The organism is Aminobacter sp. AP02, from assembly GCF_003148805.1.
GTDB lineage: Bacteria > Pseudomonadota > Alphaproteobacteria > Rhizobiales > Rhizobiaceae > Aminobacter.
In genome coordinates this window covers 76,564-103,499 of the sequence record NZ_QGGX01000018.1, presented here as the reverse complement: position 1 = coordinate 103,499, position 26,936 = coordinate 76,564, and the positions used below count along the sequence as shown (strand labels likewise).

Sequence of the window (26,936 nt, the reverse complement as noted above, 5' to 3'; positions counted from 1 at the left end):
ACCAGCACCTCGCCCTCGCGCGGCCCCTCAAGGTCCACCTCCATGATCTCGAGCGGCTTTCCGGCTCCAACGGCTACGGCGGCGCGGGTTTTCATTTATCTGTCTCCCAGTCTCGGACGCCGGACCAATTGCCCAGCGTGGATAGTCGTTCCGGGCACGATTGCATCTGCAGCGGGTCGCCGGATAGTCCTGTCTGGGAACACCGGCTTGCCATGATTTTCCACGTCAGGCGGGCCGGAGACGTTGGGGCGGTGCCATGAGCCCCTTCTGCATCGCGGACTCGGTGGATTGTTAATGTCCCTGCTTTTCCTCAGCGGCGAAGCAGTGCAAATGAATTCTGGCCTGTCTGCTGCGTTTACCCGCATCTCCAGGGCATGTTGCTGTTCTTTTGATTGCCGCTGACTTTTTCATTTTCTACCGGCTAGCCGTATTCCGGAGCATGCCTGATGGACTTGTTCATCGCCATTTTCACCGGCACCATCATTGCCGCAACCCCACTCGTCTTCGCCGCCCTGGGCGAACTCGTCGTCGAAAAATCAGGCGTCCTCAATCTCGGCATCGAAGGCATGATGCTGGTGGGCGCGGCCTTCACCTTCTGGGCGATGATCGGCGGGCTTCCGCTGCCGGTCGCTATTGCGGCAGGCGCGCTCGCCGGTGCGGCTGCATCGCTGTTGTTCGGTGTGCTGGCACTTACCTGCCAGACCAACCAGGTTGCCACGGGCCTAGGGCTGGCCATTCTCGGCGCCGGCGTTGCAACCTTGGTGGGTCGCAACTTCGGCTCCGAACCTATCGATACGCTCCAGACACTCAACGTGCCGTACCTGTGCGACCTTCCGGTGATCGGGCCGATGTTGTTCCGCTTCGACCCGATGGTCTATTTCGCCATCGTCATGTTCTTCGCGGTCTGCTGGTTTCTGCACCGAACCAAGGACGGGCTGGTGCTGCGTACCATCGGCGAGGCGCCCGAGACGGCCTATGCCATCGGGTACCCGGTGATCAGGATCCGTTATCTCTCGGTGCTGTTCGGCGGGCTAATGGCAGGTCTTGCGGGCGCGTATCTGTCGCTCGCTTCCTCCCCGCTGTGGGTCGACAACATGACCGCCGGCAAGGGCTGGATCTCCTTGGCGCTGGTTGTCTTCGCCACCTGGCGGCCGCTACGCGTACTGCTCGGCGCCTGGCTGTTCGCCGGCATGAGTGTCCTGCAGCTTCAGGGACAGGCGCTCGGCGTCACGGTTCCCTTGGAACTGCTCCAGGCCATGCCCTACCTCGCAATCATCATCGTGCTGGTGGTCATGTCGCCAAACCGCCAGCTGCTGGCGCTGAACTTCCCCGCCTCACTCGCCAAGCCGTACCGGCCTCCAGCGTAACAGGCGCTTACGCCCAGGGATTTTCGACGCGCGGCCAGACCGGGCGGGTCAACTTGGTGTAGTTGGTCTCGCGCGGATCACTCGGATACGAACTCGGCGCTTCGACATAGATGATCTCGGCCGCCACCGGCGCGAAACCGGCGTAGAAATGGTTCGTCGACTTGACGAGCAGAATGTCCTTGCTTGCCGGATCGATGCCGAGATTGGAAAAGATGTCGGGCTCAAAGGTTTGGGTACGGTTGGTGTTGAGGATGACGTCGACCTCGGTGCCAACGATGCGAACCAATGCCGTAGGCCCGAGCGTCACGCGGCTCGGCCCGAAGCTCTGCCAGCCTTCGTCGGCCACCTTCAGCACCTGAACCTGGGCATCGATCGGCTCGCCGGCCTGAGGGCCTGCCTTGCCGCCGAAGCGTAGGTCGATCAGGGCACCTTCACCCGCGGCATGGCAGAAGGTCACGGCGATCGGGTCCCAGATGGTCGCGACGCCAACCCTATCGATACCGCGTTCCAGCATCCTTCGCAGCACGATGGTCCCGTCGCCGGCAACCCCGCCGCCAGGGTTGTCCCAGACGTCGGCAATGACGGCGGGCTTGGCCGGATGGGCCGCGCGCGCCGCAAGGGCCCTGTCGATGCCCTCGTCGGTGTCCACCATGTCCATCGCCGTCTTTCCGCGCATGGCGTAGAGTTCCATGCCGAGTCTCTCGGCCAGCGCGTCACCCTTCGCCTTGTCGTTGTCGGTGACGACGACGATGCGCGTGCCCATCTCCGGGACATCGGCGGCCATGAAACCGTGGATCACCGAAACCGACAATATTCCGTCCTTGCCGTGCATCGCCTTGAGGCGGTCGACGAAGGAGCGCATCGGCTCGCGGCTGGTTGGCAGGACGGCGATCATGCGGCAATCGAAGGCAGAGATGACGGGCGTGATCTCACCTTTGGCTGCGGCAAGCCCTAGCTCGACCACATGTTCGCCGCGCTCGTAGAAATCGGTGTGGGGGAACTCGAGGAAGGCCGCGAGGATATTGCAGGCCGCAACACGCTTGGGCGTCAGATGGCTGTGCGGATCGAATTCGCACGCAATCACAACGTCACGCCCGACGATCTCGCGCACCCGGGCCAGCAGATCGCCTTCGCAGTCGTCGTAGCCCTGCGCCACCATGGCGCCATGGAGGCCGAGGATCACCGCATCGACCGGCAGGGCTGCCCTGAGCTGGTCCAGGATTTCGTCGCGCAGTGCCTCGAAGGTCTGTTGCTGGATCAGTCCACCCGGCTCGGCCCAGGTGGCGGTGCCTTCGATGACCGTCAGACCTTCCCCAGCAGCGCGCTTGCGCAGCGCCACGATCGGCGACGAGCACAGCGTCGGCGTATCCGGATGTTGGCCCGGCCCGGCATAAAACGCCATCTCGAAGGAGGCGCGGTCCGTCGGCACCGGCGAAAACGTATTGGTCTCGGTGGCCAGCGAGGCGGTGAAGATGCGCATGCTCAATTCGTTTCTTTATGGTTGCGCCAAGAAGGCCCGTTGCGCGGCGTCATTCATTTGACCGCGCCGAGGGACAGCCCTCGGACGAGATAGCGCTGGAGCCATACGAACAGAATGGCGACCGGCACGGTAGCGATGAGCGTGGCAGCCATGACGTAGTGCCATTCGACCGTGTAGCGGCCAGCGACGAGAGAGAAGACCTGGATCGGCAGGGTGTAGCTTTCCTGACTGCGCAGCATGGTCAGCGCCACGACGAATTCATTCCAAGCATTGATGAAGGTGAAGATGGCCGTCACCGCGATCGCCGGCACGCACAGCGGCAAGAATACCTTGCGCAAAGTGAGCCAACGGCTGCCGCCCTCCATCCACGAAGCCTCTTCAAGGTCGCGCGGTATGGTGTCGAAGTAGCTCTGCAGCATCCAGACGGTGAAGGCGATGTTGAACGCCATGTAGACGCCGCCAACGGCGTTCAGGTTCTCGATCAGACCGAATGCCGCAAGCAGCCGAAACAGGCCGAGCACCAGCACGATCGGCGAGATCATCTGCGAGATGAGCAGGAACTGCCGGAACGCGCCATGGCCGGCGAAGCGGAAGCGGGACATAGCGTAGGCAGCTGGGATTGAGACGATGAGCGCGCCGATGGTTGCGATCAGCGATACATGCAGCGAGTTGACCAATGCGCGGCCGAAGCCTGCCGCCGCCCACATCCCAGAAAAATTGCTCCAGCGGAATTCGCTTGGCCACCAGTTCGGCGTCAGCACTTCCTGCGCCGGCTTGACGGCGGTCAGGAACATCACAGCGAACGGAAACAGGGTGACGACGACCAGCGGCAGCAGCAGGCCCCAGGCAACGATCGTGCGTTTGAATTTTGGGGACATCATGCCCGCTCTCCCCGCATGGCGAGCCTGACATAGATGGCGGTGAAGACCAGCAGGATCGCCAGCATGACCAGCGATACGGCCGATGCCTCGCCCAGTTTGCCGATGCGGAAGGCGAGCTTGTAGAGATAGGTGACCAGGATGTCGGTGGAGTTCGCCGGCCCGCCTTGCGTCATCACCCAGATGATGGGGAACGAATTGAAGACGTAGATCGTGTTGAGCACGATGGCGATGTTTATGAAGGGCTTGAGCAGCGGAAAGGTGATGCGCCTGAACTGCTGCATGGGGCTCGCACCTTCAAGTGCCGCCGCCTCGTAGAGATCGTCCGGGATCGACGAGAGGCCTCCCAAAAAGATGGTGGTGGTGAACGGCACCGTTACCAGGATGCCGATCATTATCTGCATCGGAAAGGCCGTCGCAGCACTCGCCAGCCACTGGATGTTCTGGTCGATCAGGCCTAGCCCGCGAAGCGCCGAATTGAGCATGCCGCTTTCGCCATTCAGCGCCCAGCGCCAGACGATCGCTGTCATGGTCAGCGACACGGCCCAGGGCAGCATGACGATGACGCGCGCCACCGAGCGGCCGTAGAAATCCGTATTGAGGATGATCGCCACCGGGATCGATACCAAAAGCGCACCGCCGACAACAGCAGCGGTCCACACGCCGGTGCGGATCAACGCCCTGATGAAATCCGGATCGGCCAGCAGGGCTCGGAAATTCTCCGCCCCGCTGAAATCGCGAAGTTGGCCGAAGCGGCTGACATCATGCGTCGCGATCTGGATCAGGTCGAGAACCGGCCAGAAGATCACCACCGCAGCCAGGATCAGGCTCGGCAGCGTCAACAGATATGGCAGTGCGCGATTGTGCATGGGAGCCTTGGCGAAGAGCGCATAATGGAAGCCGGCGGCGCATCCTGATCTAGGGTGCGCCGCCGTCCGAAGCAGGCGAAATTACTTCTTCAGGATCCCGTTGGCCTTGGCCGCCGCTTCCTTGAGGACGGCTTCGGGATCGCCTTCACCGAGATAGACTTTCTGCATCGCATCCGAAGTGATCTGCGCGATTTCCTCCCAGCCAGGAATGACCGGCGCAAAGCGGGCGTCGGGCAAAAGGGCTGTGAAGGCGGCAAGGTCGGCGTTGTTGACGTAATAGTCCATCTTCGCCTCTTCCTTGTTGACCGGAAGGAAGCCTTCGCCCTGCGTGAACTTGGCGCGCCAGTCGGTCTGGAACAGGAAGTCGAGCAGCTTCCAGGCCTCGTCCTTGTTCTTGGAGTTGGAGAACATGACGATGGAATCGGTCACGCCGTAGGTGCCGCGCGCACCGGTCGGGCCTGCTGGAATGGCGGCCACGCCATATTTCAGGTTAGGCGCTTCCTCCTTGATCTGGTTGGACAGGAAGGGCGCGGTAATCATCATGCCGACCTTGCCCTGCTTGAACAGGTTCTGGACGTCTTCACGGGCGTAGGAGGTGACGCCGGGCTGGGTCAGGCCCTCGTCGATCATCGACTTGTAGAGCTTGGCCGCCTCGATGGCGCCGGGGCTATCGAGGCCCGACGTTCCGTCCTTGTTCAGGATTTCAGAACCTTGCGACCACATGCCGTAATAGTAGTAGACGTCGGTTTCGATCTCCTTGCCCTGCAGGCCAAAACCGTAGTTCTCGCCGCCGAGCGCCTTGATCTTGGCGGCCGCGTCCTTGAGTTCGGCCCAGGTCGCCGGAGGGTTTGCGACGCCCGCCTTTTCGAGCAATTCCTTGTTGTAATACATGGCGCGCGCGGAGGCGGCGATCGGAAGGCCGTAGGTCTTGCCGTCCATGACAGATGGCGACAGGAAGGTATCGATGAAGCGGCCCTTGAAGTCGTCCGTGATGTAGCCGTCAAGCGGCTCGGCAACACCTTGCTGGACGAAATCGATCAGCCAGCGCGTGCCGATGATGGACAGGTCCGCATTGGTGCCGGCGGTGATGTCGGTGGTCAGTTTCTGCAGCAGCACATCCCACGGAACGATCTCGAACTTGACGTCGATTCCCGGGTTGGCCGCCTCGAACGCCTTTTCGACTTCCTGGAAATAAGGACCCGTCTTCGAGCTGTATTCCGCGACCGTCACCCGCACTTCGCCGGCATTCGCGTGAGCCGCCATCGCCAGCACGCTCAGCCCGGCCAGAAGGCCTGTCTTCCACTTCGCAATCGCCATGTCAGTGTTCCCTTGCTCCCACGGGCCGAGGCCCGCTCCTCAGGCGCTTTTGCGCGCCGTTTGATTAAGTGACTTTCTTACAGTATCCAGCAATTTCAGTATTTCAAGCCGAATATTTCTGTTGCTAAATTACATTTTCGACCATAGTCCTGAGGCAGTAAAGCGGCCAAGATCGCTTGGGAGCCTGCCAGGAATGCAACACAGCGAATTCAACGGAAAATCCGTATTGATTACCGGTGCCGGCGGTGGCCTCGGCCGCGCGCTGGTCGCAATGTTCGGCGAGCGCGGGGCCCGCATCATCGGTTGCGACCAGACTGTCGAGGCGATGAGCGGGCTCGCTCTCGCCGCGCACGCCTTTGACCTGCTGGACGGGACGAGCATCGAACCCGCAATGCAGGCGCTTGTCGAAGCCGAAGGGGTGCCCGACATCGTCATCAACAATGCTGGCTGGACGCGAGCAGAGACTGTGCCGGCGTTGACCCAATCGCGCATCGAAACAGAGATTGACCTCAACCTGACGGGTGTCGTCGCCCTTACCAACGCGCTGCTCAAGCCGATGGCGGCGCGCGGCTCCGGCTCATTCGTCTTCATCTCGTCGGTCAACGCGATCGCGCATTTCGGCAATCCGGCCTATGCTGCGGCCAAGGCGGGCATCAACGCTTTTGCCCGCGCCATTGCGGTCGAGCACGGCCGACAGGGAATCCGCGCGAATGTGGTGTGCCCGGGCTCGATCCGCACACCCGCCTGGGATCATCGCCTCGCCAAGGATCCGGCCATCCTTGGCAAGCTGCAGCGGCTCTATCCGCTCGGCCGCATTGTCGACACGCGCGAAGTGGCTGAAGCCGTCGCCTTCCTCGCGTCCGAGCGGGCGTCGGGCATCACCGGTGCAGTGCTGCCCGTCGATGCCGGACTGACTGCCGGCTGCCTGCCCTTCATTGACGATATTCTGGGAGCGTGAAGACAATGACTGGCGTCGCCTTCCGCAACCTCTCCAAGTCGTTCGGCCAGCACAAGGTGCTCGAAGACATCAATCTCGATATCGACAGCGGCGAGTTCGTCGTGCTTGTCGGCCCCTCAGGCTGCGGCAAGTCCACGCTGCTGCGCATGCTGGCCGGGCTCGAGCCGATCAGCAACGGCGATCTTTTGATCGGCGGCACACGCGCCAACGACCTGCCGCCGCAGAAGCGCAACATCGCCATGGTGTTCCAGTCCTATGCGCTGTTTCCCCATCTCACCGCGTCCGAAAACATCGGTTTTGGCCCCAAGATCCGCGGCGAGTCGGCAGCAGTCGTCGACAAGAAGATCAAGGACGCTGCCGCGATCCTCAACCTTCACGACTATCTCGACCGTTATCCTCGCCAGCTTTCAGGCGGCCAGCGCCAGCGCGTCGCCATGGGCCGCGCCATTGTGCGTGAGCCCAAGGTGTTCCTGTTCGACGAGCCGCTCAGCAATCTCGACGCGCAATTGCGCGTGCAAATGCGTACCGAGATCAAGGCGCTGCATCAACGCTTGAAATCAACGGTGGTTTACGTGACACACGACCAGATCGAGGCCATGACCATGGCCGATCGCATCGTGGTCATGAACCAGGGAAAGATCTTGCAAGTGGGCGCTCCGCTCGAACTCTACGATAGGCCCGCGACCAAGTTCGTCGCGAGTTTCATTGGCTCGCCTTCGATGAGTTTTGTCTCGGGCGGCCTGCGCAGCTCGGCATCGGGTGCGCATTTCGAGACGGCTACCGGCGAAAAGCTGTCGCTGAACGGCGGCAGGTCTTCGTCGTTCTCCGGCCCTGTCGAGGCCGGCATCCGTCCGGAACATTTCATCATCGATGACAGCACCAACGGCTTGCAGCTCAAGGTCGACGTCATCGAGCCGACTGGCTCTGAAACACATATCTACGGCTCGATCGGCGGCGAACAGGTGCGCGCCGTGTTCCGCGATCGCGTATCCGTGCGCCCGGGCGACACCTTGCCTGTGACGGCCGATCCGAAAAACATCCACCTCTTCGACAAGGCGACCGGCCTGCCCGTATGAGCAACATCGCCGACATCATCACCCGGCTTCAGGTCGCGGCGCAGGACGGTTCCAAATCCGACCGGCGCCTGGCAAGCCTGGTGCTGTCGGATCTCGACTTCGCCTCCAAGGCCGCCATCTCGGAGATCGCCGCCCGCGCCGGCGTCAGCGAACCGACTGTGACACGTTTCTGCCGTAACCTAGGCTGCGACGGCGTGCGCGACTTCAAGTTCTTTCTCGCCCAGGCCATCGCAATCGGCGGCCAATACCTGAAGCCCGAGCCGCTCAACCGAGATATCCGTGAGCAGCGTGTGGCCTCCGCCGTCACCGAAGCGGCCGTCGCCGCGATCCAGCGCGCATCCGACAACCTCGACATGGCAACACTGATTGCGGTCGCGGAGCGACTATCGGCCTCGCAGAACATTCTTTGCCTCGGCTCAGGCGGCATCTCGTCGATGATGGCGACCGAGATGCAGAACCGCCTGTTCCGCCTTGGCCTATCGGTCGTCGCCCAGGTCGACGGCCAGTTGCAGCGCATGTACGCGGCGGTCGCAACGCCTGAGACCACTGTCGTTGCCTTTTCCGTTTCGGGCCATGCGCGCTCGGTGGTCGATGCCGTCCAGGTCGCCCGGCAATATGGCGCCCGTACGGTTGCGATCACCGCCCCCGGCTCGGCACTCGCCAAGGTCGCCGACACGGTGATCGCGTTCCAACTGATCGAAGACGGCAATATCTACAAGCCGACGTCGTCGCGCTTTGCCCTGCTGGCTATCCTCGACATGATCGCAACGGCCACCGCCGAGACCCGGGAAACCAGGGTGCTCGAAGGCCTGCGCCGCATCAAGCAAAGCCTCAACACGTTGAAGGTCGACGACCCTCGGCTGCCTCTAGGTGACTGAAATGGCCCGTATCGAAAATCCGTTCGCCAATGACGCCGACCGCGCCGCTATCTGGGAGATGCTGGTCGAGCGCGACATCGCCGCCTTCGTCGGCCAGGACTGGTCTATGGTGGCGGATGATTTCGACGAAAGCCGCTTCCTCGGCATCCATGCCCACAACTCGACCAATCCCGACGAGTGGAACGCGGCCTTCCCGTCGCTTTCGGCCTATCGCGACGAGTGGCTGCGCCAGGCTGCCGAGACGGCAGCGACCGAATTCGCCGAGCCGCTTGCCGATGGCATCCACCGCGCCACGCGCCTGACCGAGATCGACATCACTGGCGACGTCGCCGTCGCCCGCAAGAAATTCGACGGCGCCGTCCGGCGCGCCGACGGCACCAACGACGTGCTCAACTGGCAGACACTCTACTTCTGCCGCAATGCCGGCGACCGCTGGAAAATCACCGGCTTCGTCGGCTACATGAAGTACAAGTGATGCCTTTCGCGCGCTTCTGACTAGCCTACTCGTCCATGCAAAGGCGCTCCCCGGAGCGCCTTTTTTCATTCCGCCTGCAAGACAGAAAAACCAATCTTGCACACGTTTGCACTTGACTGCAAGATACCTTGCATCATATGAGTCCAGTGCAACATGAGTGCAAGATCATGACATTGCTGGATCGCATCAAGAGCCATTCGACCCGCCTTACCGAGGCCGATCAGCGCCTCGTCTCCGCACTGCTCGAAAACGCCGCCGAAGCCGCATTTCTTTCGAGCGCCAGGCTCGCCGAACGCGCCAGCGTCCATGAGGCCGCAACAACGCGGCTGGCACAAAAACTCGGCTTCAAGGGCTATCCCGAACTGCGCTCGCAGCTGCAGCGCGAGCTGGTCGAGAGCCAGGATGCCGCCGAGCGCATGCGCCGCTCCGTCGCCAAGGTCGAGCATGGCGATTTCCTGCTCGACTTGATCGGCAGCGAGATCGCGGCGCTCGAACATCTCCGCCTTGCCGTTTCGCAGGAAAGCATCAACAGCGCCGCCGACATGATCGTCGACGCTGAGCGCATCTTCCTGTTCGGCCAGGGCCATGCCCAGTCGATCACCCAGTTCCTGCGCCGCCGGCTCGACCGTTTCGGCATGACCACCATCGTGCTTGAAGGTCGCGGCCGCGATATCGCCGAGCGCGTGGTCAGTATGCGCAAGGGCGATCTGGTGTTGGCGCTCACTTTCCGCAAGCAGCCGACCAGCTACGCTCCGCTGGTCGAGCATTGCCACGCCCAAGGCGCCAAGGCCGTCCTCGTCACCGACATTGCCGGCACCATGATGCAGCCTGAGGCCGATCTGGTGCTGGCAGCACCACGCGGCCGATCGGGCAGCGAATTCCAGACCCCGACTGTGCCCTTCGCCATCGTCAACGCCATCCTGCTGACCATTGCCGGCCGGCATCAGACGCGCGTCATGGGCGCGCTCGAGCGCTTGTCGGGCCTGTTCGACGAATTCGATTGAGAAAACCTGGGAGGGAAAACATGCTCAAGTCGATGAAACTGACGCTTTTCGCCGCCGTCGCCCTGCTGCCTCTGGCAGCCAGCGCCGCCGAACTCGATGCGATGAGCACGGCCGAATTGCTGCCGCTCGCGCAGAAAGAAGGCAAGGTCACGGTCTTTTCGCTGTCGAGCCGCATTGCCAAGGTCGAAAAGGCCTTCGAGGAAGCATATCCGGGCATCGATCTGGTCGGCATCGACATGAGCTCGGTCAAGCAGATCGCGCGCGTCGTTGCCGAGCAGACAGCCGGCGTCAACGCTGTCGACGTGCTCTATATCGCTGACACGCCGGTGGTCTATGAGGACCTGGTCAAGACCAACCGCGTGGTCCCATACGTACCGCCGCGCGTAGCCGGCGAGCTTGCCGACGAGTACAAGGCCCCGCTGCTGACGCAGCGCCTGTCGACCAAGGTGCTGATGTACAACGAAGCCGCCAATCCCAACGGCGCGCCGGTCAAGAATCTCTGGCAGCTGACCACGCCCGAATGGAAAGGTCGGGTCCTGATGGTCGACCCGATGCAGCGCGGCGAACTGCTCGACCTTCTGGTCGAATTCTCGCTGCGGCCCGACGAGATGGCCAAGGCCTACGAAGCGCAGTTCAGCAAGCCGATCGCCGTCGACAGTGACCTGCAGGGCGCTGGCGACCAGTTCATCCGCGACCTCTTCGCCAACGACCTCGTGCTGGTGCCCAACTCCGACGCCATCAACAAGGCAATCGGCGACAAGACAGCGGCCAATCCACCCGTCGGCTTCGCCACCTACTCGGATCGCCGCGACAATGAAAAGGAAGGCTGGGCGCTGCAGGTCGCCAACGACGTCGAGCCGACCAACGGCATCCTGTTCCCCGCCGTACTGGCGCTGGTCGACAAGGCACCGAGCCCGGCTGCCGCGCGCCTGCTGATCGACTTCATGATGGGCGACAATTCGGCAACCGGCGGGCCGGCCTTCGAACCCTTCAACGTTGCCGGCGATTACGCGGTCCGTCCCACCGTCAAGGACAATGCGGATTCGGTGCCGCTGAAGGATCTTAAGGCTTGGCGCATCGATCCGGTCAAGACGGCCGCCGCACGCAAGCGCATCGCCGATCTGGTTCTCACGCTGCAGTAGCGCGGACGGGGTGGCGCCTTCGGGAAGGCGCCGCCCCGCTCCCATGGCCTGTCACTTCGCCCCAGAGCGTGGTGTCAGGCCGTCCATTCTCTTGTCCGTGAGAAAGTTCGTCATGTCCGCCGTCACAACATCCGTGTTGTCCCGGAGAGGCTTTTTGCGCTCCGAAACGCTCGTGCCCATTGTCCTGATCCTCATCGTTTCAGTCCTTGTGATCGCTCCGCTGGTCAAGATCGTCTTGTCCACCCTGACCGTCGAAGGCCGCGACGCCTGGCAGGCCGTGCTCGCCTCCAAGATGTCCGAAAACCTTTGGTGGCGCCCGCTGTGGAACACCATCCTGCTTGGCGTAGGCGTTGCCGCCGGCTGTATCCTGATGGGCGGCTTCCTCGCCTGGCTGGTGATGCTCACCGACGTGCCCGCGCCCAAGACCCTCGGCCTGCTGGCCACCATGCCGTTCATGATCCCGAGTTTTGCGGCGGCGCTCGCGTGGGGCGCGCTGTTTCGCAACAGCAGGCTCGGCGGCTCGGTCGGCTTCTTCGAAGCCAATAGCTACGTCGTGCCGGACTGGCTTGCCTGGGGCCTTTTCCCGACACTGATCGTCCTCATAGCGCACTACTACTCGCTCGCCTTCACCGTCATTTCAGCGGCCTTGAGTTCCATCGGAGCCGATCTTGTCGAAGCAGCTCAAGTGGCAGGCGCGAAACGCTCGCGCATCTTCTTCGGCATCATCCTGCCGGTGGTGACGCCCGCGCTGGTCGCCGCTGCTTCGCTGACCTTCGCAGGCGCCGTGTCCAACTTCGCCGCCCCTGCCCTGCTCGGCTTGCCGGTCAGGATGCAGACGTTGTCGACCCGCCTGTTCGGCATGATCGAGACCGGCCAGACCGAACGCGGCTTCGTCATCGCGCTCCTATTGATTGTCGTATCCGCTTCGTTTCTGTGGCTCGGCGAAAGGCTGGTCGCCGGCCGCAAGAACTATGTCACGGTCACCGGCAAGGGCGGTCGCACCAAGCGCTTCCCCCTCGGCAAATGGCGCTGGCCGTTGTTTGGCGTGGCCGTTGTGCTTTGCCTGCTCACCACCTTCCTGCCAGCGCTGATCCTTACCGCTTCGAGCTTCGCGCTGCAGAACGGCTCGCTTTTCTCCAACTGGACGACGCATTTCTGGATCGGCGAAGGCGGTACCGACATGGCCCAGGGCCAGGCCGGCATATTCCGCAATCCCGTGCTGATCGAGGCTTTGTGGACGACGCTGAAGCTCGCCGTCACGGTGGCGCTGACCACCATGGCGCTCGGCCTGGCGCTGGCTCACACCATCTCCCGCAACAAGGGAACCCTGTTGGCCACCCTGCTCGGCCAGGTGTCGTTCACCCCGATCCTCATCCCCAGCATCGCCTTTGCCGCTGCCTACATCGCGCTGTTCGGTGCGCCCATCGGCCCGCTGCCGTCGCTCTATGGCACGTTCCTGCTACTGGTGCTCGCGGCTTCCGCCCATCTGCTGCCTTATGCGGTGCAGTCGGGCCGCTCGGTGCTCGGCCAGATCTCGGCCGACATAGAGGAAAGCGCGCGGCTCACCGGCGCCGGCTTCTTCCGCCGCATGGGCGCCATCATCATGCCGCTCGCCATTCGCGGCCTGCTTGCCGGCGCTCTGCTGGTGTTCGTCAAGATCGTCCGCGACCTGTCGCTGGTCGTGCTTCTCTTCACCTCGACCTCGCCCGTGCTCAGCATGCTCGCCTACCGCTACGCGGCCGAAGGCTTCATGCAGTTCGCCAACGCCATCACCATGGTGATCCTCGTCCTCTGCGTCGTCGCCACGCTCCTTGCGCACCGTCTGCAGAACCGCGTCCAGAAGTGGAAATCCGCATGAGCACGACAAACGGCTCCTCCGCACCGGCGATCGCGATCCGCAACATCACCAAGCGCTTCGGCGGCTTCACCGCCGTCGACAATGTCGACATCGCGGTGCCGCAAGGCGCGTTCCTGGTGCTGGTCGGTCCGTCGGGCTGCGGCAAGTCCACGCTTCTCCGCATGCTGGCGGGGCTTGAGACGCCGAGCGAAGGCGAAATGGCCTTCATGGGCCGCACTGTCTCCGACGGTACGCGCGGTCTCGTGGCCGATGCTGGCGCGCGCGACGCCGGCCTGGTCTTCCAGAGCTATGCGTTGTGGCCCCACATGACTGTCGCCGGCAACATCGAGTGGCCGCTCAAGGTCGCAAAATGGAGCAAGGCAGATCGCGCCGCACGCGTCGACGAAGTGCTCGGGCTGCTCGGCATCTCGGCTCTCAAGGAGCGGTACCCCGCCGAGATATCGGGCGGGCAGCAACAGCGCGTGGCGATCGCCCGCACCATCGGCCCCAAGCCGAGCATCCTGCTGCTTGACGAACCGCTGTCCAATCTCGACGCCAAGCTGCGCATCGAGATGCGCAGCGAGCTGATGCGCATCCACCGCGCCACTGGTGCTACGTCCGTCTATGTCACCCACGACCAGGTCGAGGCGATGACCATGGCAAGCCATGTCGCCGTGCTCAACAACGGCAGGGTCGAGCAATTTGGCGCACCGCTGGAGCTTCTGGAAAATCCGCGAACCACCTTCGTCGCGACCTTCCTCGGCACGCCTCCTGCCAATCTGATCGAAGTCAGGAAGAGCGGCGACGGCCTTGTCTATGAAGGCCTACGCCTGGCCGACGCCAGCCGAGCCGAAGCACGAGAGGATGCCCAGCTTCTGTATCGTGCTCACGACCTGATGGTCGGAGAAGTGCCGGGCCGACCGGCGATCACGGCACGCTTCGAGGAGGCGGCCCCCATCGCCGGGCGCACGATGGTGACGGCCTTTTCCGGCGGGCGGCGGCTTACCGCCATGGCCGATGGATATTTCCGAGCCGCGATCGGCGATCCGATACGCCTCAGCTTCCTCAACGAGCCGAGCGCGGTTTTTGCAATGACTGGTGAAAGGATCAACTGATGAGATTGGTAATGGTGCGCCATGGCGAGACCACCTGGAATGCCGAACACAGGCTCCAGGGCCACGACAACGCGCCGTTGTCGCCACGCGGAATCAAGCAGGTCGAGAGCTTTGCATCCTTCGCCAGGGCGATGGCGCCCGATCAGGTCATCGTCTCCGACCTTGGACGCACACGCCAGACGGCCAAGCTGCTCGGCTATGGTGATGCCCCGCTCGACCCGCGCCTGCGCGAGATCGACATGGGCAACTGGACCGGGCGGATCAAGCACGAGCTCGAAGAGGAACGGCCCAACGAGTATCTGGCATGGCGCGCCGGCACATTTACGCCCGACAGGGGTGAACCATGGGCGGATTTTTGCGCCAGGATCGTCGAAGGCTTGAGGGACTGCCTGAGAAGATGCAACGGCGACACCTTGGCCATCGTCCATGGCGGCGTCATTCGCGCTGCGTGCCATGCTTTCCTGGGCCTGCCGCCTTCACGTGTGGTGCCGGTGACGCCGGGTACGGCAACGATCCTGAGCTTTGATGCGGCGGAGGCGCCGACCGCGCGGCTCGAAGCCTACAACATCGCGGCGGTGACACCCGATTTCGACGCGCCGGACTGAGGGAGTCGAGAAAGGAAATGATGCGGCTGCCCAGCCCCCCAAGCAGGCCGCAATTTTCCCCTCGAGCGAAGGTAAGAATAGCTTAGTGAATTAAAACCAACGTGTAAGCACTATAGCCAAGCGATACATTGTTCATACAATGTTAGCAAGTTGAATCCTGCCGCCAACGAACCTGTGCAGTTTTCCCAAGGTAATGCACAAGGCATGCGAACCACCATACCTGTCGCCCGGGGCGGCTGGAGCAGGCAATCGGCCAGTGATGCGAGAGCGGTGGCGGCGGGATGCCGCCTCGCTACTTCGAGACTTCTTCGATGTAGGCAATCACATTGGCAATATCGGCATCGTCCTTGAGGCCAGGAAAAGCCATCTTGTTGCCAGGCACCTTCTCTTTCGGCGCCTTCATGTAGGCAGCAATGTTCGTCTCATCCCAGACGAGTCCGTCAGCGCCCGCCTTTTTCATCGCGTCTGAATACTTGGCCTGGAAACTCGGCAGCGAACCCGCCGTCCGGCCGATGACGCCATGCAGCGATGGTCCGACCTTGTCCTTTTCGGTGACCGCTTCATGGCACGCCATGCACTTGGTGAAGACCTTTTTACCCGCAGCAGGATCGCCTGCCGCATGAGCTGGATTGGTGGCTAGAACCGAAACTGCAAGAAGGGCCTGCGCGCCCCATGCGGTCAGTCTCATGGCTTTCTCCTCACTCTGGCCGGCGCTTTGCGCCGACACCAACGATACTAGCGCCGCGCAGACAAACGCGCCATGCACCATTCAGTTGCAACGCTGGAGCCAGTCCGCGAAAGGCGACAAGTGCGGCGATGATTGCTATTATCTTCAACGGTGCAGGTCGCGGTTTCGCGTGGCCAGACACGCTGGACGGCAGCACCGCAAGCCGCGACCCGAACCGGACCCGATCCCGGAGGAATGGTTCATGGCAAATTTCCATGTCTACGCAGCAGGCACTGGCAGCAACGTCGAACATCCCGCCATACGCCGAATTGGCGTCGCCGACGTCCTTGACGCACTCCGACGGGGTTTTGACGATTTTTGGGACAAACCCTCGCACTACGTCTTCTTGTGCCTGATCTATCCAGTCGTCGGCGTACTCCTGATCACGTGGACATCTGGCGGCAACGCGCTCCAGCTGATCTACCCGATGGTCACCGGCTTTGCGCTGCTTGGACCATTCGCTGCGATCGGCCTCTACGAGATCAGCCGCCGGCGCGAGAAAAATCTCGACACTTCGTGGACGCACGCCTTCGAAGTCAGGCAATCGCCCGCCATGCCGGCCATCGCCGTGCTCGGCATCATGCTCATGGCGCTGTTCGTGGCCTGGCTGTTGAGCGCGCATGCGCTCTATTCCTGGCTCTATGGAGACACCTTGCCGGCAACCTTCACCGGCTTCGTCAACGACGTGTTGACCACCAGCCGTGGCTGGACGCTGATCGTCCTTGGCAACCTCATAGGTTTTCTCTTCGCCTTGGTCGCACTCAGCACGACGGTCGTCGCCTTTCCGCTGCTGCTCGATCGCGATATCGGCGCCTATGCGGCGGTCGAAACTTCGGCGCGGGCGATCATGGCCAACCCTGTACCAATGCTGCTTTGGGGTCTGATCGTGGCTGCAGCCCTTGTCGTCGGGTCCATACCGCTGCTGGTCGGTCTGGCGATCGTCCTGCCGGTACTCGGCCACTCGACCTGGCACCTCTACCGCAAGCTGATCGAACCGGCGCCCGCTCCGGCACCCGTCAAGAAATCGCGCAAACGCGCGACCTAATCTAATTTGCCGGCGGCGACCAGCCCCCGGCTTCTCAAGCGCTGGCAAGACGCGCCCGTCCCTGCCAAGGGAGGGGCGCTTGTTTTTCAGTCACGCCGGGTGGCTGAAGCGAGCGACGCGCGCGCCTTGAAGCAAGTTGCGGAAGTCGCCGCCCGTAACATGCACCAGCGTCTTGTGGTCGCCAGCCTCGAAATAGACGTCGCCTTCCCCACCGAAACTTTCGTCGAGGAAAACCGGCACGTCATAGGCTGCCCCCACCGGCGGCACCGCGCCGATGTCGCAGTCGTTGAACAACTGGCCGACCTCGTCTTCGGATGCCAACCCGAGACGCTTGTCGATCACGTCCTGAAGCGTGTTGAGTTCGACCCGGTGGCTGCTTGGAACCACTGCCAGGGCGTAGCCCATTTCATGGTGAAGCAGCACCGCTTTGGCGAGCCTGCGGCCTGGAACATGGGCCGCCTGCGCTGTCTGGCTGCTGGTCGAGGTTCGGTGATGGGCAACGGTATCGTAGTGGATACCCCTGCCGGCTACGTAGTCTTGAAGTTTCCTTGCGATCGTCATCGTGGGCGTCCTTCTGTTGGAGGGCGACGCGTCGGAGAACGAGAAAACTCATTCTCCTCCCATCTTTTTCCCTGTCAACGAAGAACGCCTGTCGCGGGTTTCGCGGAGTGCACTGCGGCTACCTAACCCGCCCCGAATGCGAGGACGCGGGTGATTTCAGTGTAGCGAGATTCAAGCACCATGATCGCCACGAAGACGAGGATCGCCAGCGGCGGAATGATGATCGCATAGGCAAGCGCAAGCCGCTCCCAAGCCATGTGCATGAACACCGCGACGATCAGCCCTGCCTTGAGCACCATGAGGGTCAGGATCAGGCCCCATCTGAGATAGCCTTGCAGCGCGAAGTAGTCGACCGCATAGGAGCAGGCGCTGAGGATGAACAGCCATCCCCAGACGACGAGATAGAGCTTGATCGGATGCTGCTGGCCCTCGGCATGCGAGACCGAGTGAGCCGGCGCGACATGCCCATGCAGCCCGTGATCCTGCGCTTCGACCTGTGCCATCGCTTTACCTCACCAAAGATAGAAGAATGCGAAGATGAAAACCCACACCAGATCGACGAAGTGCCAGTACAGCCCCATGATCTCGACGCTCTCATACTGGCCTCGCCTGCTGGTGAAGAAGCCGCGCGCGCCCGTGTCGTAATCGCCGCGCCATACCTTGCGGGCGATGATCAGGAGAAAGATCACCCCGATCGTCACATGGGTGCCGTGGAAGCCGGTGATCATGAAGAAGGATGAGCCGAACTGGGCTGCGCCCCACGGATTCTCCCACGGCCGAACGCCCTCGGTGATCAGCTTGGTCCATTCGAAGGCCTGCATGCCGACGAAGGTCGCGCCCAGTGCAGCGGTCAGCAGCATCAGGATCGCCGTCTTCTTGCGATCCCGGCGGTAACCGAAATTGACCGCCATCGCCATCGTGCCGGAAGACGAGATCAGAACGAAGGTCATGATGGCGATCAGGATCAGCGGAATGTCGCGGCCAAACAGGTGCAGCGCAAACACCTCGCTCGGGTTCGGCCATGGCACCGTCGTCGACATGCGCGCGGTCATGTAGGACAGCAGGAAACATCCGAAGACGAAGGTGTCGCTAAGGAGGAAGATCCACATCATGGCCTTCCCCCAGGAGACGTTCTTGAACGCCCTCTGGTCGGACGACACGTCGGCGACGATGCCACGCAGGCCTTGCGGCCGCGGCGCGGTGTGGTCGGTGTGTCCCAGCGTGGTTTCGGCCATCCGCGTTCTCCTAGCTCAGCAGCCGCCGGCAGACGTCGATGAAGCCGGCGGCCCAACCCATCAGCACGGCAAACAGCACCAGCCACACGATCAGCAGCACATGCCAGTACATCGCGCACAACTCGGTCGACAGGACGAGCTTCGACGATTTTTCGCCCAGCCACACCCGCACGTTGGTCCTGCCGAGCACGACGAGGCCGCCTATGACGTGCAGCCCATGCATCGCCGTGATCAGGTAAAAGAAACTGACAGCTGGATTTTCGGCGGCAAAATAGCCTTCGGCCGCCAGATCGCGCCAGGCCAGCAACTGGCCGCCCAGGAATGCCACCGATGTCAGGGCGCCAGCCAGCAAGGCAAGCTTGAGATTGTCCAACTGGTCCTTGTGCGCGGCAACCACCGCGCATTGCAGGGAGACGCTCGCCAGGACCAGCATGCCGGTATTGAGCCACAAAAGCCGCGGCATCGGTGGCGCCTGCCAGTCGTCATAGACCATGCGCATGAAATAGGCGCTGATGAACAGCGCAAACAGCGTGCCCACGACCGCAAGAAACACGCCGAGGCCGATCTTTGCCGGATGCGTGAGCGGCGCTTCGGTTTGAGGGAAAGCATTGACCGTCCCCGCTTCGAGCCACGGCTTGGACATCAGCCGCTGCCGCGCCAGCCACCAGCCGGCGATACCGGTGATCAGAGCGAGGAAGATCAGGATGGCGCTCATGCCGGCCTGCCTTGCGTCAGCGGACCGGGATCGTTCTGCGGGATGAAATCTTCTGGCGCGCCTGGAACCGAATAGTCATAGGCCCAGCGATAGACCACCGGCAATTCCTTGCCGAAATTGCCATGCGGCGGCGGCGTGCCTGCGGTCTGCCACTCCAGCGTCGCTGCCCCCCACGGATTGTCGCCGGCATGCCTGCCGTGTCGAATGCTCCAGATGAGATTGAAAAGGAACACCATCTGGGCGAAGCCGACGGTGAGTGCTGCGACAGTGATGAACTCGTTGAGCGTATGAACCGAAGGTGGAATGAAAGCCGTGTCGCCGAGTTCGGGATAACGCCGGGGAACACCGACAAGCCCGACATAATGCATCGGGAAGAAGATCAGATACGCTCCGACGAAAGTTACCCAGAAATGGAAGCGGCCCATCCATTCATTGAGCATGCGGCCGGTGATCTTGGGATACCAGTGGTAGATCGCGCCGAAGATGACGAGGATCGGCGCCACGCCCATCACCATGTGGAAGTGCGCGACCACGAACATGGTATCCGACAGCGGCACGTCGACCACGACATTGCCGAGGAACAGTCCGGTCAACCCGCCATTGACGAAGGTAACGATGAAGGCGAGCGCAAACAGCATCGGGATCGTCAGGTGAATGTCGCCACGCCAAAGCGTGAGCACCCAGTTGTAGACCTTGATGGCGGTTGGAACGGCGATGATCAGCGTGGTAGTGGCAAAGAAGAAGCCGAAATACGGATGCATGCCCGAGACGTACATGTGGTGCGCCCAGACAACGAAGGAGAGCGCGCCGATGCCGATGATCGCCCAGACCATCATGCGGTAGCCGAAGATGTTCTTGCGCGCATGCGTGCTGATGAGATCGGAGACGATGCCGAAGGCCGGCAGCGCCACGATGTAGACCTCGGGGTGGCCGAAAAACCAGAACAGATGCTGGAACATGATCGGGCTGCCGCCATTGTGCGGCAACTGCTCGCCCATCTCGACGATCGCCGGCATGAAGAAGCTCGAGCCGATGATGCGGTCGAACAGCATCATGACGCAGGCGACGAACAATGCCGGAAAGGCCAGCAAAGCCATGACGGTTGCGGTGAAGATGCCCCATACGGTGAGCGGCAGGCGCATCAGGGTCATTCCGCGCGTACGGCCCTGCAGAACCGTCACCACATAGTTGAGCCCGCCCATGGTGAAGCCGATGATGAACAGGATGAGCGAAACCAGCATCAATATGATGCCCCAATCCTGCCCGCCCGGCGTGCCCGACAGGATTGCCTGCGGCGGATAGAGCGTCCATCCCGCCCCGGTCGGCCCGCCTGGCGCGAAAAAGCTGCCGACCAGCACCAGAACGGCGAGCAGGTAGATCCAGTAACTCAGCATGTTGACATAGGGAAACACCATGTCGCGCGCGCCGACCATCAAGGGGATAAGGTAGTTGCCGAAGCCGCCGAGGAACAGCGCGGTGAGCAGGTAGATGACCATGATCATGCCATGCATGGTCATGAACTGATAATAGGCGTCGGGCGTGATGAAGGAGAAGGTGTCGGGGAAGGCGAGCTTCAACCGCATCAGCCAGGACAGCACCAGAGCAACGAGCCCAATGCCGAGGGCCGTGCCGGCATACTGAATCGCGATGACCTTGGCGTCCTGCGAAAAGACGTATCGCGTCCACCAGCTGTGTGGGTGGTAAAGCTCGGCCTCCGCCACTTCGGCGGGAGGGATGAAGTCTGCTCCATGAGGCGTGACGTCGACCATCGGTACAGCTCTTCGCGTTCGTCGTTCCTGTTTCGCTGGCGAGACTGCCGTTCCGTACTCTCGCCCAATGCTGGTCTATTGCACCTTCGCCTTGCTAGCTGACGGCGCGACAAGCGCGCCCACCTTCGAGGGCTGGGATAGCTGGGCGAAAGTCGCCTGCTGCTGTAGCCAGGTCTGATAGTCCTGTTCGGAGTCGACCAGCACCGTGCCGCGCATGAAGGCGTGACCGACGCCACATAGCTCGGCGCACAGCACCTCGAACGTCCCCGTCCTCGTCGGGGTGAACCAGAAATAAGTGATCATGCCCGGCACCATGTCCATCTTGGCGCGGAACTCGGGCACGTAGAAATCGTGCAGCACATCGATCGAGCGCAGCACCATCTTGACCGGCTTGTCGATCGGCAGGTGCAGGTCGGCGGCCTGGACGACGACGTCGTCCTTGCTGTTGGGATCGTCCGGGTTGATGCCAAGCGGATTGTCCGCCGTGATGAGCCGGGCATTGGACGTGCCGAGCTTGCCGTCGGCGCCGGGCAAGCGGAAGCTCCATTGCCATTGCTGCGCCACGACCTCGACCTCGGTCGCGTCCTTGGGAACAGTGATGAACTGGCTCCACACGAACAGGCCAGGCGCCAGCATCGCCGCCACGCCAACGGCCGTCACGACCGTCAGCCAGGATTCAAGCTTCCTGCTTTCGGGCTCGTAGGCCGCCTTCTGCCCTTCCTTGTGGCGGAACCGGAAGATGCAATAGGCCATGAACAGCACGACGGCGGAAAAGACCGCTCCCGTGATCCAGAAAGTCATGACGAGAGTGCTGTCGATGTAGCCCCAGTTAGAGGCTATCGGCGTCCACCACCAAGGGCTCAGCACATGGAAGAGCACCGAGCCGACGACAATCAGAACGAGTACGAGCGCAATGGCCATCCTCTGTTCCTCCCGGCATTCCGAGGGACGCAATCCCCAGGGAAGGCCAGCCGCATCATAGCTTGATTTGGCGCGGAAATACTAGGGGAGGAAGGTTGAGAGGGGCCGCGTCATATTCGCAAGGCCTCATATGGCCCCGGAAACTCTTCCGCAACCGGGCCGATTTTCTTCGCAGCCAAGTTAAACACAAAGGGCGGTGCGTCGGATTGCTCCGTCCGCACCGCCCTTGATGGCATGCTTGACCGATCAGACAGCCTGCGCCGGATAGCCGGCAGCGTCGAGCGCCTGGGTGACCTTGGCAGCATCGGCACTGGTTTCGACGGAAACGGTCTGCGACTTCAGATCGATGTCAATGCGCGCGCCGGCATCCACGCTCTGCACGGCCTTGGTCACCACGCCAGCGCAATGGCCGCAGGTCATGTCGGGAACATTCATCTTCAGCATTTCAAATCCTCTTTCGGGCCGGCAACGCGCCGTGTCTGCAATGTGGTGTTTCCAGCAACTGGAAGGTCAAACAGTTTTTCGATCACGGGTTCGTTACCAAGTCAAAGGTCATACCAGAAAATCCGAAAAAAGCTGCATTCTACGATATTATTCAATAATTTCAGATCGTTATCGCCAATTCGAAAAACACGAGAAAAACCTGTTGACCTTCCCAACACTGGAAGCCTTAGACCTCGGTTCGAAATTGATGAAATAGAGGTCCATGACCATGAACGCTCCCGTAAACCCACCGGCCCTGGCCGCCAGCACTGTCCGCCAAAGCTTTCCGATCGAAGGCATGACCTGTGCTTCGTGCGTGCGCCGCGTCGAAATTGCCATCACCAAGGTGCCGGGCGTGACGGCGGCTGCCGTCAACCTCGCCACCGAAAGCGCCGATGTTGCCTTCGACCGCACGGCCAATTCCGCAGCGGTCATCGCCGCCATCAACAATGCTGGATACGAGGTTCCGGTCGAAAAGTCGGAAGTCGAGATCGAGGGCATGACCTGCGCCTCCTGTGTCCGTCGTGTCGAGCTGGCAATCGCCGCCGTACCGGGCGTTCTCAAGGCCTCGGTCAATCTCGCCACCGAGCGCGCCACCATCGAGGCCTTCGCCGGTGCAGCCCCCCGTGCCGCCATCGATGCCGCCATCCGCAAGGCCGGCTACGAGCCACGCCGCAGCGACAAGACGAGCGCCGAAGGCGACAGCCGCGAGGACGCGCGCAACCGTGAGTTCTCCAACCTCAAGCGCGACTTCGCCATCGCAGCCTTTCTGACGCTGCCTATCTTCGTGCTCGAAATGGGCTCGCACGCCATCCCCGCCATGCACCACTGGCTGCTGATGAATGTCGGCCAGCAGCCGCTCTACATCGCCTTCTTCGTGCTGGCGACGATCGTCCAGTTCGGCCCCGGCCTGCGCTTCTACAAGAAGGGAATACCGGCCCTGGTGCGTCTGGCACCCGACATGAACTCGCTGGTCGTACTCGGTTCGACTGCCGCCTGGGCCTATTCGGTGGTCGCCACTTTTGCATCAGACCTCCTGCCTGCCGGCACAGCCAACGTCTATTTCGAGGCGTCCGCGGTCATCATCACCCTGATCCTGCTCGGCCGCGTGCTTGAGGCAAAGGCAAAGGGCCGCACCAGCGAAGCCATCAAGCGGCTGATGGGCCTGCAGGCGAAGTCGGCGCGCGTCGAGCGCAACGGCGAGTTCGTCGACGTGGCCCTTGAAGATGTCGCCGCTGGCGACGTCATCCAGGTGCGGCCGGGCGACAAGGTGCCGGTCGATGGCATCGTCCTTTCCGGCTCGTCCTACATCGACGAATCCATGATCTCGGGCGAGCCAATTCCGGTCAGCAAGGGCGAAGGCGCTGAAGTCGTTGGCGGCACCATCAACAAGACCGGCAGCTTCACCTACCGTGCCACCAAGGTCGGCGCCGACACGCTGCTGGCCCAGATCATCCGCATGGTCGAAACCGCGCAAGGCTCGAAACTGCCGATCCAGGCGATGGTCGACAAGGTCACCTCCTGGTTCGTGCCTGCAGTCATGGTTGCCGCGGCACTGACCTTTGCCGTGTGGCTGTTCTTCGGCCCCGAGCCCGCCGTGAGCTTCGCGCTGGTCAATGCGGTCGCCGTGCTGATCATTGCTTGCCCCTGTGCGATGGGCCTTGCCACGCCGACCTCGATCATGGTCGGAACCGGCCGTGCCGCAGAACTCGGCGTGCTGTTCCGCAATGGCGAAGCACTGCAGTTGCTCAAGTCAACCCAGGTCGTGGCCCTCGACAAGACCGGCACGCTGACCGCAGGCAAGCCCGTCATGACCGACCTCGAAGTCGCCAAGGGTTTTGAGCGCGCCAAGGTTCTGTCGCTGGTCGCCACCGTGGAGGCCCAGTCCGAGCATCCCGTGGCCTCGGCAATCGTCGCTGCCGCCAAGGAAGAGGGGCTGACGCCAGGTGAAACCAGCGCATTCGAGGCTATTCCCGGCTTCGGCGTCAGCGCCAGCGTCGGCAAGAATCAAGTCGATGTCGGTGCCGACCGCTACATGGCCAAGCTCGGCATCTCCGTTCAGGACTTCGCGGAAGCGGCGATCCGCATGGGCTACAAGGCCAAGACCCCGCTCTATGCGGCCATCGACGGCAAGCTCGCCGCCATCATCGCGGTGTCCGACCCGATCAAGGCGACGACACCGCAGGCGATCCGCGCCCTGCACGACATGGGACTGAAGGTCGCGATGATCACCGGCGACAATCGCCGCACGGCCGAAGCCATCGCTGCCCAGCTTGGCATCGACGAGGTGGTTGCCGAGGTGCTGCCTGACGGCAAGGTCGACGCGATCAAGCGCCTGCGTGCGGGCGGCCGGGCGGTGACCTTCGTCGGCGACGGCATCAACGACGCACCTGCTTTGGCCGAGGCCGATGTCGGCATCGCGATCGGCACGGGTACTGACGTTGCCATCGAAAGTGCCGACGTGGTGCTGATGTCGGGCGACCTGCTCGGCGTGACCAATGCGATCGCGCTGTCGAAGGCGACCATCAGCAACATCCGCCAGAACCTGTTCTGGGCCTTCGCCTACAATGCCGCGCTCATCCCGGTTGCGGCGGGCGTGCTCTACCCGGTCAGCGGAACGTTGTTGTCGCCGATGCTGGCGGCAGGTGCAATGGCGCTATCCAGCGTGTTCGTGCTCGGCAATGCCATGCGGCTGAAGCGCTTCCAGGCTCCAGTGCGGGCGACGCCCGCCTCTGGCGCCCCGGCGCTCGCGCCCGCCGAGTGAAGCCCCCTCGGCCCGCCATCCAGGCGGGCCGCCCACACCTCATCCCAAAGGCAAGGCCCATGTCGACCGACACCACTCCTTGGATCGAGATTTTCACCACGCCGACCTGCCCCGATTGCCTCGCCCTCAAGCGCTGGCTGCTCGCGCAGAGCCTGCCTTTCGTCGAGCATGACTTGCGCGATCCCGAAATCGCCGAAGAAGCCAAGCGCCGCACCGGCGTTCGCGTGGCTCCCATCACCATTATCGACGGCAAGCACGTCTTCTTCGGGACCTTTGCCGTGCAGCGCGCCGAGATCGAGGCGCTGCTTGACCTGACCAAGGCCACGTGAGCAACACCATGCCCCATATCACCCTGCCCCAACTTGGACGCCGCTTCCCCATTGCTGCCGAACAGACCATCCTGCAAGCGGCACTCGAAGCCGGCGTTGCCTATCCGCATGGATGCCGTTCCGGCCGTTGCGGCTCCTGCAAGTCGCGCCTGATCAGTGGCGATGTCGAACTCGGCAAGCACTCGCCTTTCGCCCTTACCGATGAAGATCGGACCGCTGGCCTCATTCTCGCCTGCCGGTCGGTGCCGACAAACGACGTGACCGTGGAATGGCTGGACGATGCCTACGTCGCCAGGCTCGCTGTCACCCAGGAAGCCGAAGTCACCACCATCGAGCCCATGACCCACGACATCCTCGCTCTGCGCCTGCGGCTTTCCGATCGCGCAGCCTTCCGCTTCGCTGCCGGGCAGTATTTGACGCTGACCGTCCCCGGTGCGCCGCCGCGGCAATATTCAATGGCCAATCGCCCCGACGAAGAGCTTGTCGAACTGCACGTAAGAGCCGTACCCGGTGGCCGCGCCAGCAGCTTGATCCACACGTCGCTGGCAATAGGCGACACTGTCCACATCGAAGGCCCAGCCGGCGCGGCCTATCTACGCGAAGCGCATCCGGGACCGATCGTGGCCATTGCCGGCGGCAGCGGCCTGGCGCCGATCAAGTCGATCGTCGAGACAGCGCTGCGCGACGGCTTCGATGCGCCGATCCACCTTTATTTCGGCGCCCGCGCCGCGCACGACCTCTATCTTGTCGATCAGTTTCGCGCGCTGGAGAAGACGTTTCCCAACCTCGCCTTCATCCCGGTGCTGTCACAGACGACCTCGGATGGCTGGCGCAGCGGCTTCGTTTCCGATGCGCTCGCCGAGGACCATCGCGACCTGGCCGGCGCCATCGCCTATGTCGCCGGCCCTCCGGCGATGGTCGACGCGGCCATGGCCGTTCTCGGCACGCGCGGGGTGGCGGCAGGCGACATCCATGCCGACGTATTCTTCACGCCTGAGGGAAGCGACAATAACGCCGCTTGACCTTTACGGGTCCCAATACCCATTAATAGGGCATGCATTCGATGCGGCATATCTCGGCCACGACCCATCCGCTCCGCGCCATCAGGCGCGGGCGGGCTCGTGGACGGGTTGCTTCGATAGCCGATGGCAGGTCCCAGGCCTTGAAGGCTCTCCGCCTGATGCTTCCCCTGCTGCTTCTATTTCTGGTGGCCTTCGGCCAGGCTGCCTCCGCCCACCCTGCGGGCGGGCAACACCAGCCCCATGTCAGCCAGGCCGCCTCCCATCACGCAGCGGCCGACACCGCGTGTTGCGGTGATCTCTCGCAGGACGAGGACGGCAAGGCCTGCCTTGCGCAATGTCTGGCTTCTTGTGGTTACTGCGCGCC

The 26,936-nt window shown here is 62.5% G+C and carries 26 protein-coding genes; 14 read left to right on the top strand and 12 right to left on the bottom strand.

The window, feature by feature from the left end:
• Window positions 1-446: 446 nt before the first annotated feature.
• Window positions 447-1,367 carry an ABC transporter permease gene (locus tag C8K44_RS21285; protein ID WP_109577772.1) on the top strand — a complete coding sequence of 307 codons (921 nt, stop codon included), beginning with the start codon at window positions 447-449 and terminating at the stop codon, window positions 1,365-1,367.
• Window positions 1,368-1,374: 7 nt separating this feature from the next.
• Here the strand turns inward: C8K44_RS21285 and C8K44_RS21280 are convergent, their stop codons facing one another.
• The 4 genes from C8K44_RS21280 to C8K44_RS21265 all read right to left on the bottom strand — a co-directional run bounded on the left by C8K44_RS21280 (window position 1,375) and on the right by C8K44_RS21265 (window position 5,911).
• Complete coding sequence (locus C8K44_RS21280) at window positions 1,375-2,847, bottom strand: M81 family metallopeptidase (protein ID WP_109577771.1); 1,473 nt, start codon at window positions 2,845-2,847, stop codon at window positions 1,375-1,377.
• Window positions 2,848-2,900: 53 nt separating this feature from the next.
• Entirely contained in the window at window positions 2,901-3,728 is an 828-nt protein-coding gene (locus C8K44_RS21275; RefSeq protein WP_199227161.1) for a carbohydrate ABC transporter permease, read from the bottom strand.
• Window positions 3,725-4,594 (bottom strand): sugar ABC transporter permease, encoded by an 870-nt coding sequence (locus tag C8K44_RS21270; RefSeq protein ID WP_109577770.1) that lies wholly within the window; start codon window positions 4,592-4,594, stop codon window positions 3,725-3,727. Before C8K44_RS21270 ends, C8K44_RS21275 begins: the two co-directional genes overlap by 4 nt.
• Before the next feature lie 81 nt (window positions 4,595-4,675).
• Window positions 4,676-5,911, bottom strand: coding sequence for a sugar ABC transporter substrate-binding protein (locus C8K44_RS21265; protein ID WP_109577769.1), 1,236 nt, complete (start codon window positions 5,909-5,911; stop codon window positions 4,676-4,678).
• A 193-nt stretch (window positions 5,912-6,104) separates the two neighbouring features.
• Between C8K44_RS21265 and C8K44_RS21260 the strand changes: the two genes are divergently transcribed.
• The 9 genes from C8K44_RS21260 to C8K44_RS21220 all read left to right on the top strand — a co-directional run bounded on the left by C8K44_RS21260 (window position 6,105) and on the right by C8K44_RS21220 (window position 15,001).
• On the top strand, window positions 6,105-6,869 hold the full coding sequence (locus C8K44_RS21260; RefSeq protein ID WP_109577768.1) for an SDR family oxidoreductase: 765 nt from the start codon (window positions 6,105-6,107) through the stop codon (window positions 6,867-6,869).
• Between the two features lie 5 nt (window positions 6,870-6,874).
• Window positions 6,875-7,945: a sn-glycerol-3-phosphate ABC transporter ATP-binding protein UgpC gene (gene ugpC, locus C8K44_RS21255; RefSeq protein WP_109577767.1), complete on the top strand. Its 1,071-nt coding sequence runs from the start codon at window positions 6,875-6,877 to the stop codon at window positions 7,943-7,945.
• Window positions 7,942-8,823, top strand: a complete 882-nt coding sequence (locus tag C8K44_RS21250; RefSeq protein ID WP_109577766.1) for a MurR/RpiR family transcriptional regulator — start codon at window positions 7,942-7,944, stop codon at window positions 8,821-8,823. Before ugpC ends, C8K44_RS21250 begins: the two co-directional genes overlap by 4 nt.
• A gap of 1 nt (window position 8,824) precedes the next feature.
• The gene (locus tag C8K44_RS21245; protein WP_109577765.1) at window positions 8,825-9,298 is read left to right on the top strand and encodes a hypothetical protein; all 474 of its coding nucleotides are present in this window, start codon (window positions 8,825-8,827) and stop codon (window positions 9,296-9,298) included.
• A 167-nt stretch (window positions 9,299-9,465) separates the two neighbouring features.
• Window positions 9,466-10,302: a MurR/RpiR family transcriptional regulator gene (locus tag C8K44_RS21240; RefSeq protein ID WP_245417578.1), complete on the top strand. Its 837-nt coding sequence runs from the start codon at window positions 9,466-9,468 to the stop codon at window positions 10,300-10,302.
• Between the two features lie 20 nt (window positions 10,303-10,322).
• A complete protein-coding gene (locus C8K44_RS21235; protein WP_109577763.1) occupies window positions 10,323-11,444 on the top strand; it encodes an ABC transporter substrate-binding protein in 1,122 nt (373 codons plus the stop codon).
• 112 nt (window positions 11,445-11,556) lie between these two features.
• Window positions 11,557-13,302, top strand: coding sequence for an iron ABC transporter permease (locus C8K44_RS21230; protein ID WP_199227160.1), 1,746 nt, complete (start codon window positions 11,557-11,559; stop codon window positions 13,300-13,302).
• A complete protein-coding gene (locus C8K44_RS21225) occupies window positions 13,299-14,396 on the top strand; it encodes an ABC transporter ATP-binding protein (RefSeq protein ID WP_109577762.1) in 1,098 nt (365 codons plus the stop codon). Before C8K44_RS21230 ends, C8K44_RS21225 begins: the two co-directional genes overlap by 4 nt.
• The gene (locus tag C8K44_RS21220) at window positions 14,396-15,001 is read left to right on the top strand and encodes a histidine phosphatase family protein (protein ID WP_109577761.1); all 606 of its coding nucleotides are present in this window, start codon (window positions 14,396-14,398) and stop codon (window positions 14,999-15,001) included. The genes C8K44_RS21225 and C8K44_RS21220 overlap by 1 nt, the downstream gene beginning before the upstream one ends.
• A gap of 292 nt (window positions 15,002-15,293) precedes the next feature.
• On the opposite strand, the gene C8K44_RS21215 is transcribed toward C8K44_RS21220, so the two are convergent.
• Window positions 15,294-15,689: a cytochrome c family protein gene (locus C8K44_RS21215; RefSeq protein WP_109577779.1), complete on the bottom strand. Its 396-nt coding sequence runs from the start codon at window positions 15,687-15,689 to the stop codon at window positions 15,294-15,296.
• A gap of 241 nt (window positions 15,690-15,930) precedes the next feature.
• Here C8K44_RS21215 and C8K44_RS21210 point away from each other — a divergent pair, with 241 nt between their 5' ends.
• Window positions 15,931-16,773 (top strand): DUF2189 domain-containing protein, encoded by an 843-nt coding sequence (locus C8K44_RS21210; protein WP_109577760.1) that lies wholly within the window; start codon window positions 15,931-15,933, stop codon window positions 16,771-16,773.
• Window positions 16,774-16,863: 90 nt separating this feature from the next.
• Here the strand turns inward: C8K44_RS21210 and C8K44_RS21205 are convergent, their stop codons facing one another.
• The 7 genes from C8K44_RS21205 to C8K44_RS21175 form a co-directional block, all read right to left on the bottom strand.
• Entirely contained in the window at window positions 16,864-17,334 is a 471-nt protein-coding gene (locus C8K44_RS21205; protein ID WP_109577759.1) for an aminoacyl-tRNA deacylase, read from the bottom strand.
• 122 nt (window positions 17,335-17,456) lie between these two features.
• Window positions 17,457-17,837 (bottom strand): cytochrome C oxidase subunit IV family protein, encoded by a 381-nt coding sequence (locus tag C8K44_RS21200; protein WP_109577758.1) that lies wholly within the window; start codon window positions 17,835-17,837, stop codon window positions 17,457-17,459.
• Between the two features lie 9 nt (window positions 17,838-17,846).
• Window positions 17,847-18,569 (bottom strand): heme-copper oxidase subunit III family protein, encoded by a 723-nt coding sequence (locus C8K44_RS21195; protein ID WP_109577757.1) that lies wholly within the window; start codon window positions 18,567-18,569, stop codon window positions 17,847-17,849.
• Window positions 18,570-18,579: 10 nt separating this feature from the next.
• The gene (locus tag C8K44_RS21190) at window positions 18,580-19,284 is read right to left on the bottom strand and encodes a cytochrome c oxidase subunit 3 (protein ID WP_109577756.1); all 705 of its coding nucleotides are present in this window, start codon (window positions 19,282-19,284) and stop codon (window positions 18,580-18,582) included.
• On the bottom strand, window positions 19,281-21,053 hold the full coding sequence (locus tag C8K44_RS21185) for a cbb3-type cytochrome c oxidase subunit I (protein ID WP_109577755.1): 1,773 nt from the start codon (window positions 21,051-21,053) through the stop codon (window positions 19,281-19,283). Before C8K44_RS21185 ends, C8K44_RS21190 begins: the two co-directional genes overlap by 4 nt.
• Window positions 21,054-21,128: 75 nt before the next feature.
• A complete protein-coding gene (gene coxB, locus C8K44_RS21180) occupies window positions 21,129-21,974 on the bottom strand; it encodes a cytochrome c oxidase subunit II (RefSeq protein ID WP_109577754.1) in 846 nt (281 codons plus the stop codon).
• Between the two features lie 246 nt (window positions 21,975-22,220).
• Window positions 22,221-22,418 (bottom strand): heavy-metal-associated domain-containing protein, encoded by a 198-nt coding sequence (locus C8K44_RS21175; RefSeq protein WP_109577753.1) that lies wholly within the window; start codon window positions 22,416-22,418, stop codon window positions 22,221-22,223.
• Window positions 22,419-22,686: 268 nt separating this feature from the next.
• Here C8K44_RS21175 and C8K44_RS21170 point away from each other — a divergent pair, with 268 nt between their 5' ends.
• From C8K44_RS21170 to C8K44_RS21160, 3 genes are read left to right on the top strand one after another with little or no spacing between them, the layout of a single operon-like run.
• Complete coding sequence (locus C8K44_RS21170; protein ID WP_109577778.1) at window positions 22,687-25,221, top strand: heavy metal translocating P-type ATPase; 2,535 nt, start codon at window positions 22,687-22,689, stop codon at window positions 25,219-25,221.
• Between the two features lie 59 nt (window positions 25,222-25,280).
• A complete protein-coding gene (locus C8K44_RS21165; protein WP_109577752.1) occupies window positions 25,281-25,550 on the top strand; it encodes a glutaredoxin in 270 nt (89 codons plus the stop codon).
• An 8-nt stretch (window positions 25,551-25,558) separates the two neighbouring features.
• On the top strand, window positions 25,559-26,572 hold the full coding sequence (locus C8K44_RS21160; protein ID WP_109577777.1) for a 2Fe-2S iron-sulfur cluster-binding protein: 1,014 nt from the start codon (window positions 25,559-25,561) through the stop codon (window positions 26,570-26,572).
• Window positions 26,573-26,936: the final 364 nt, after the last annotated feature.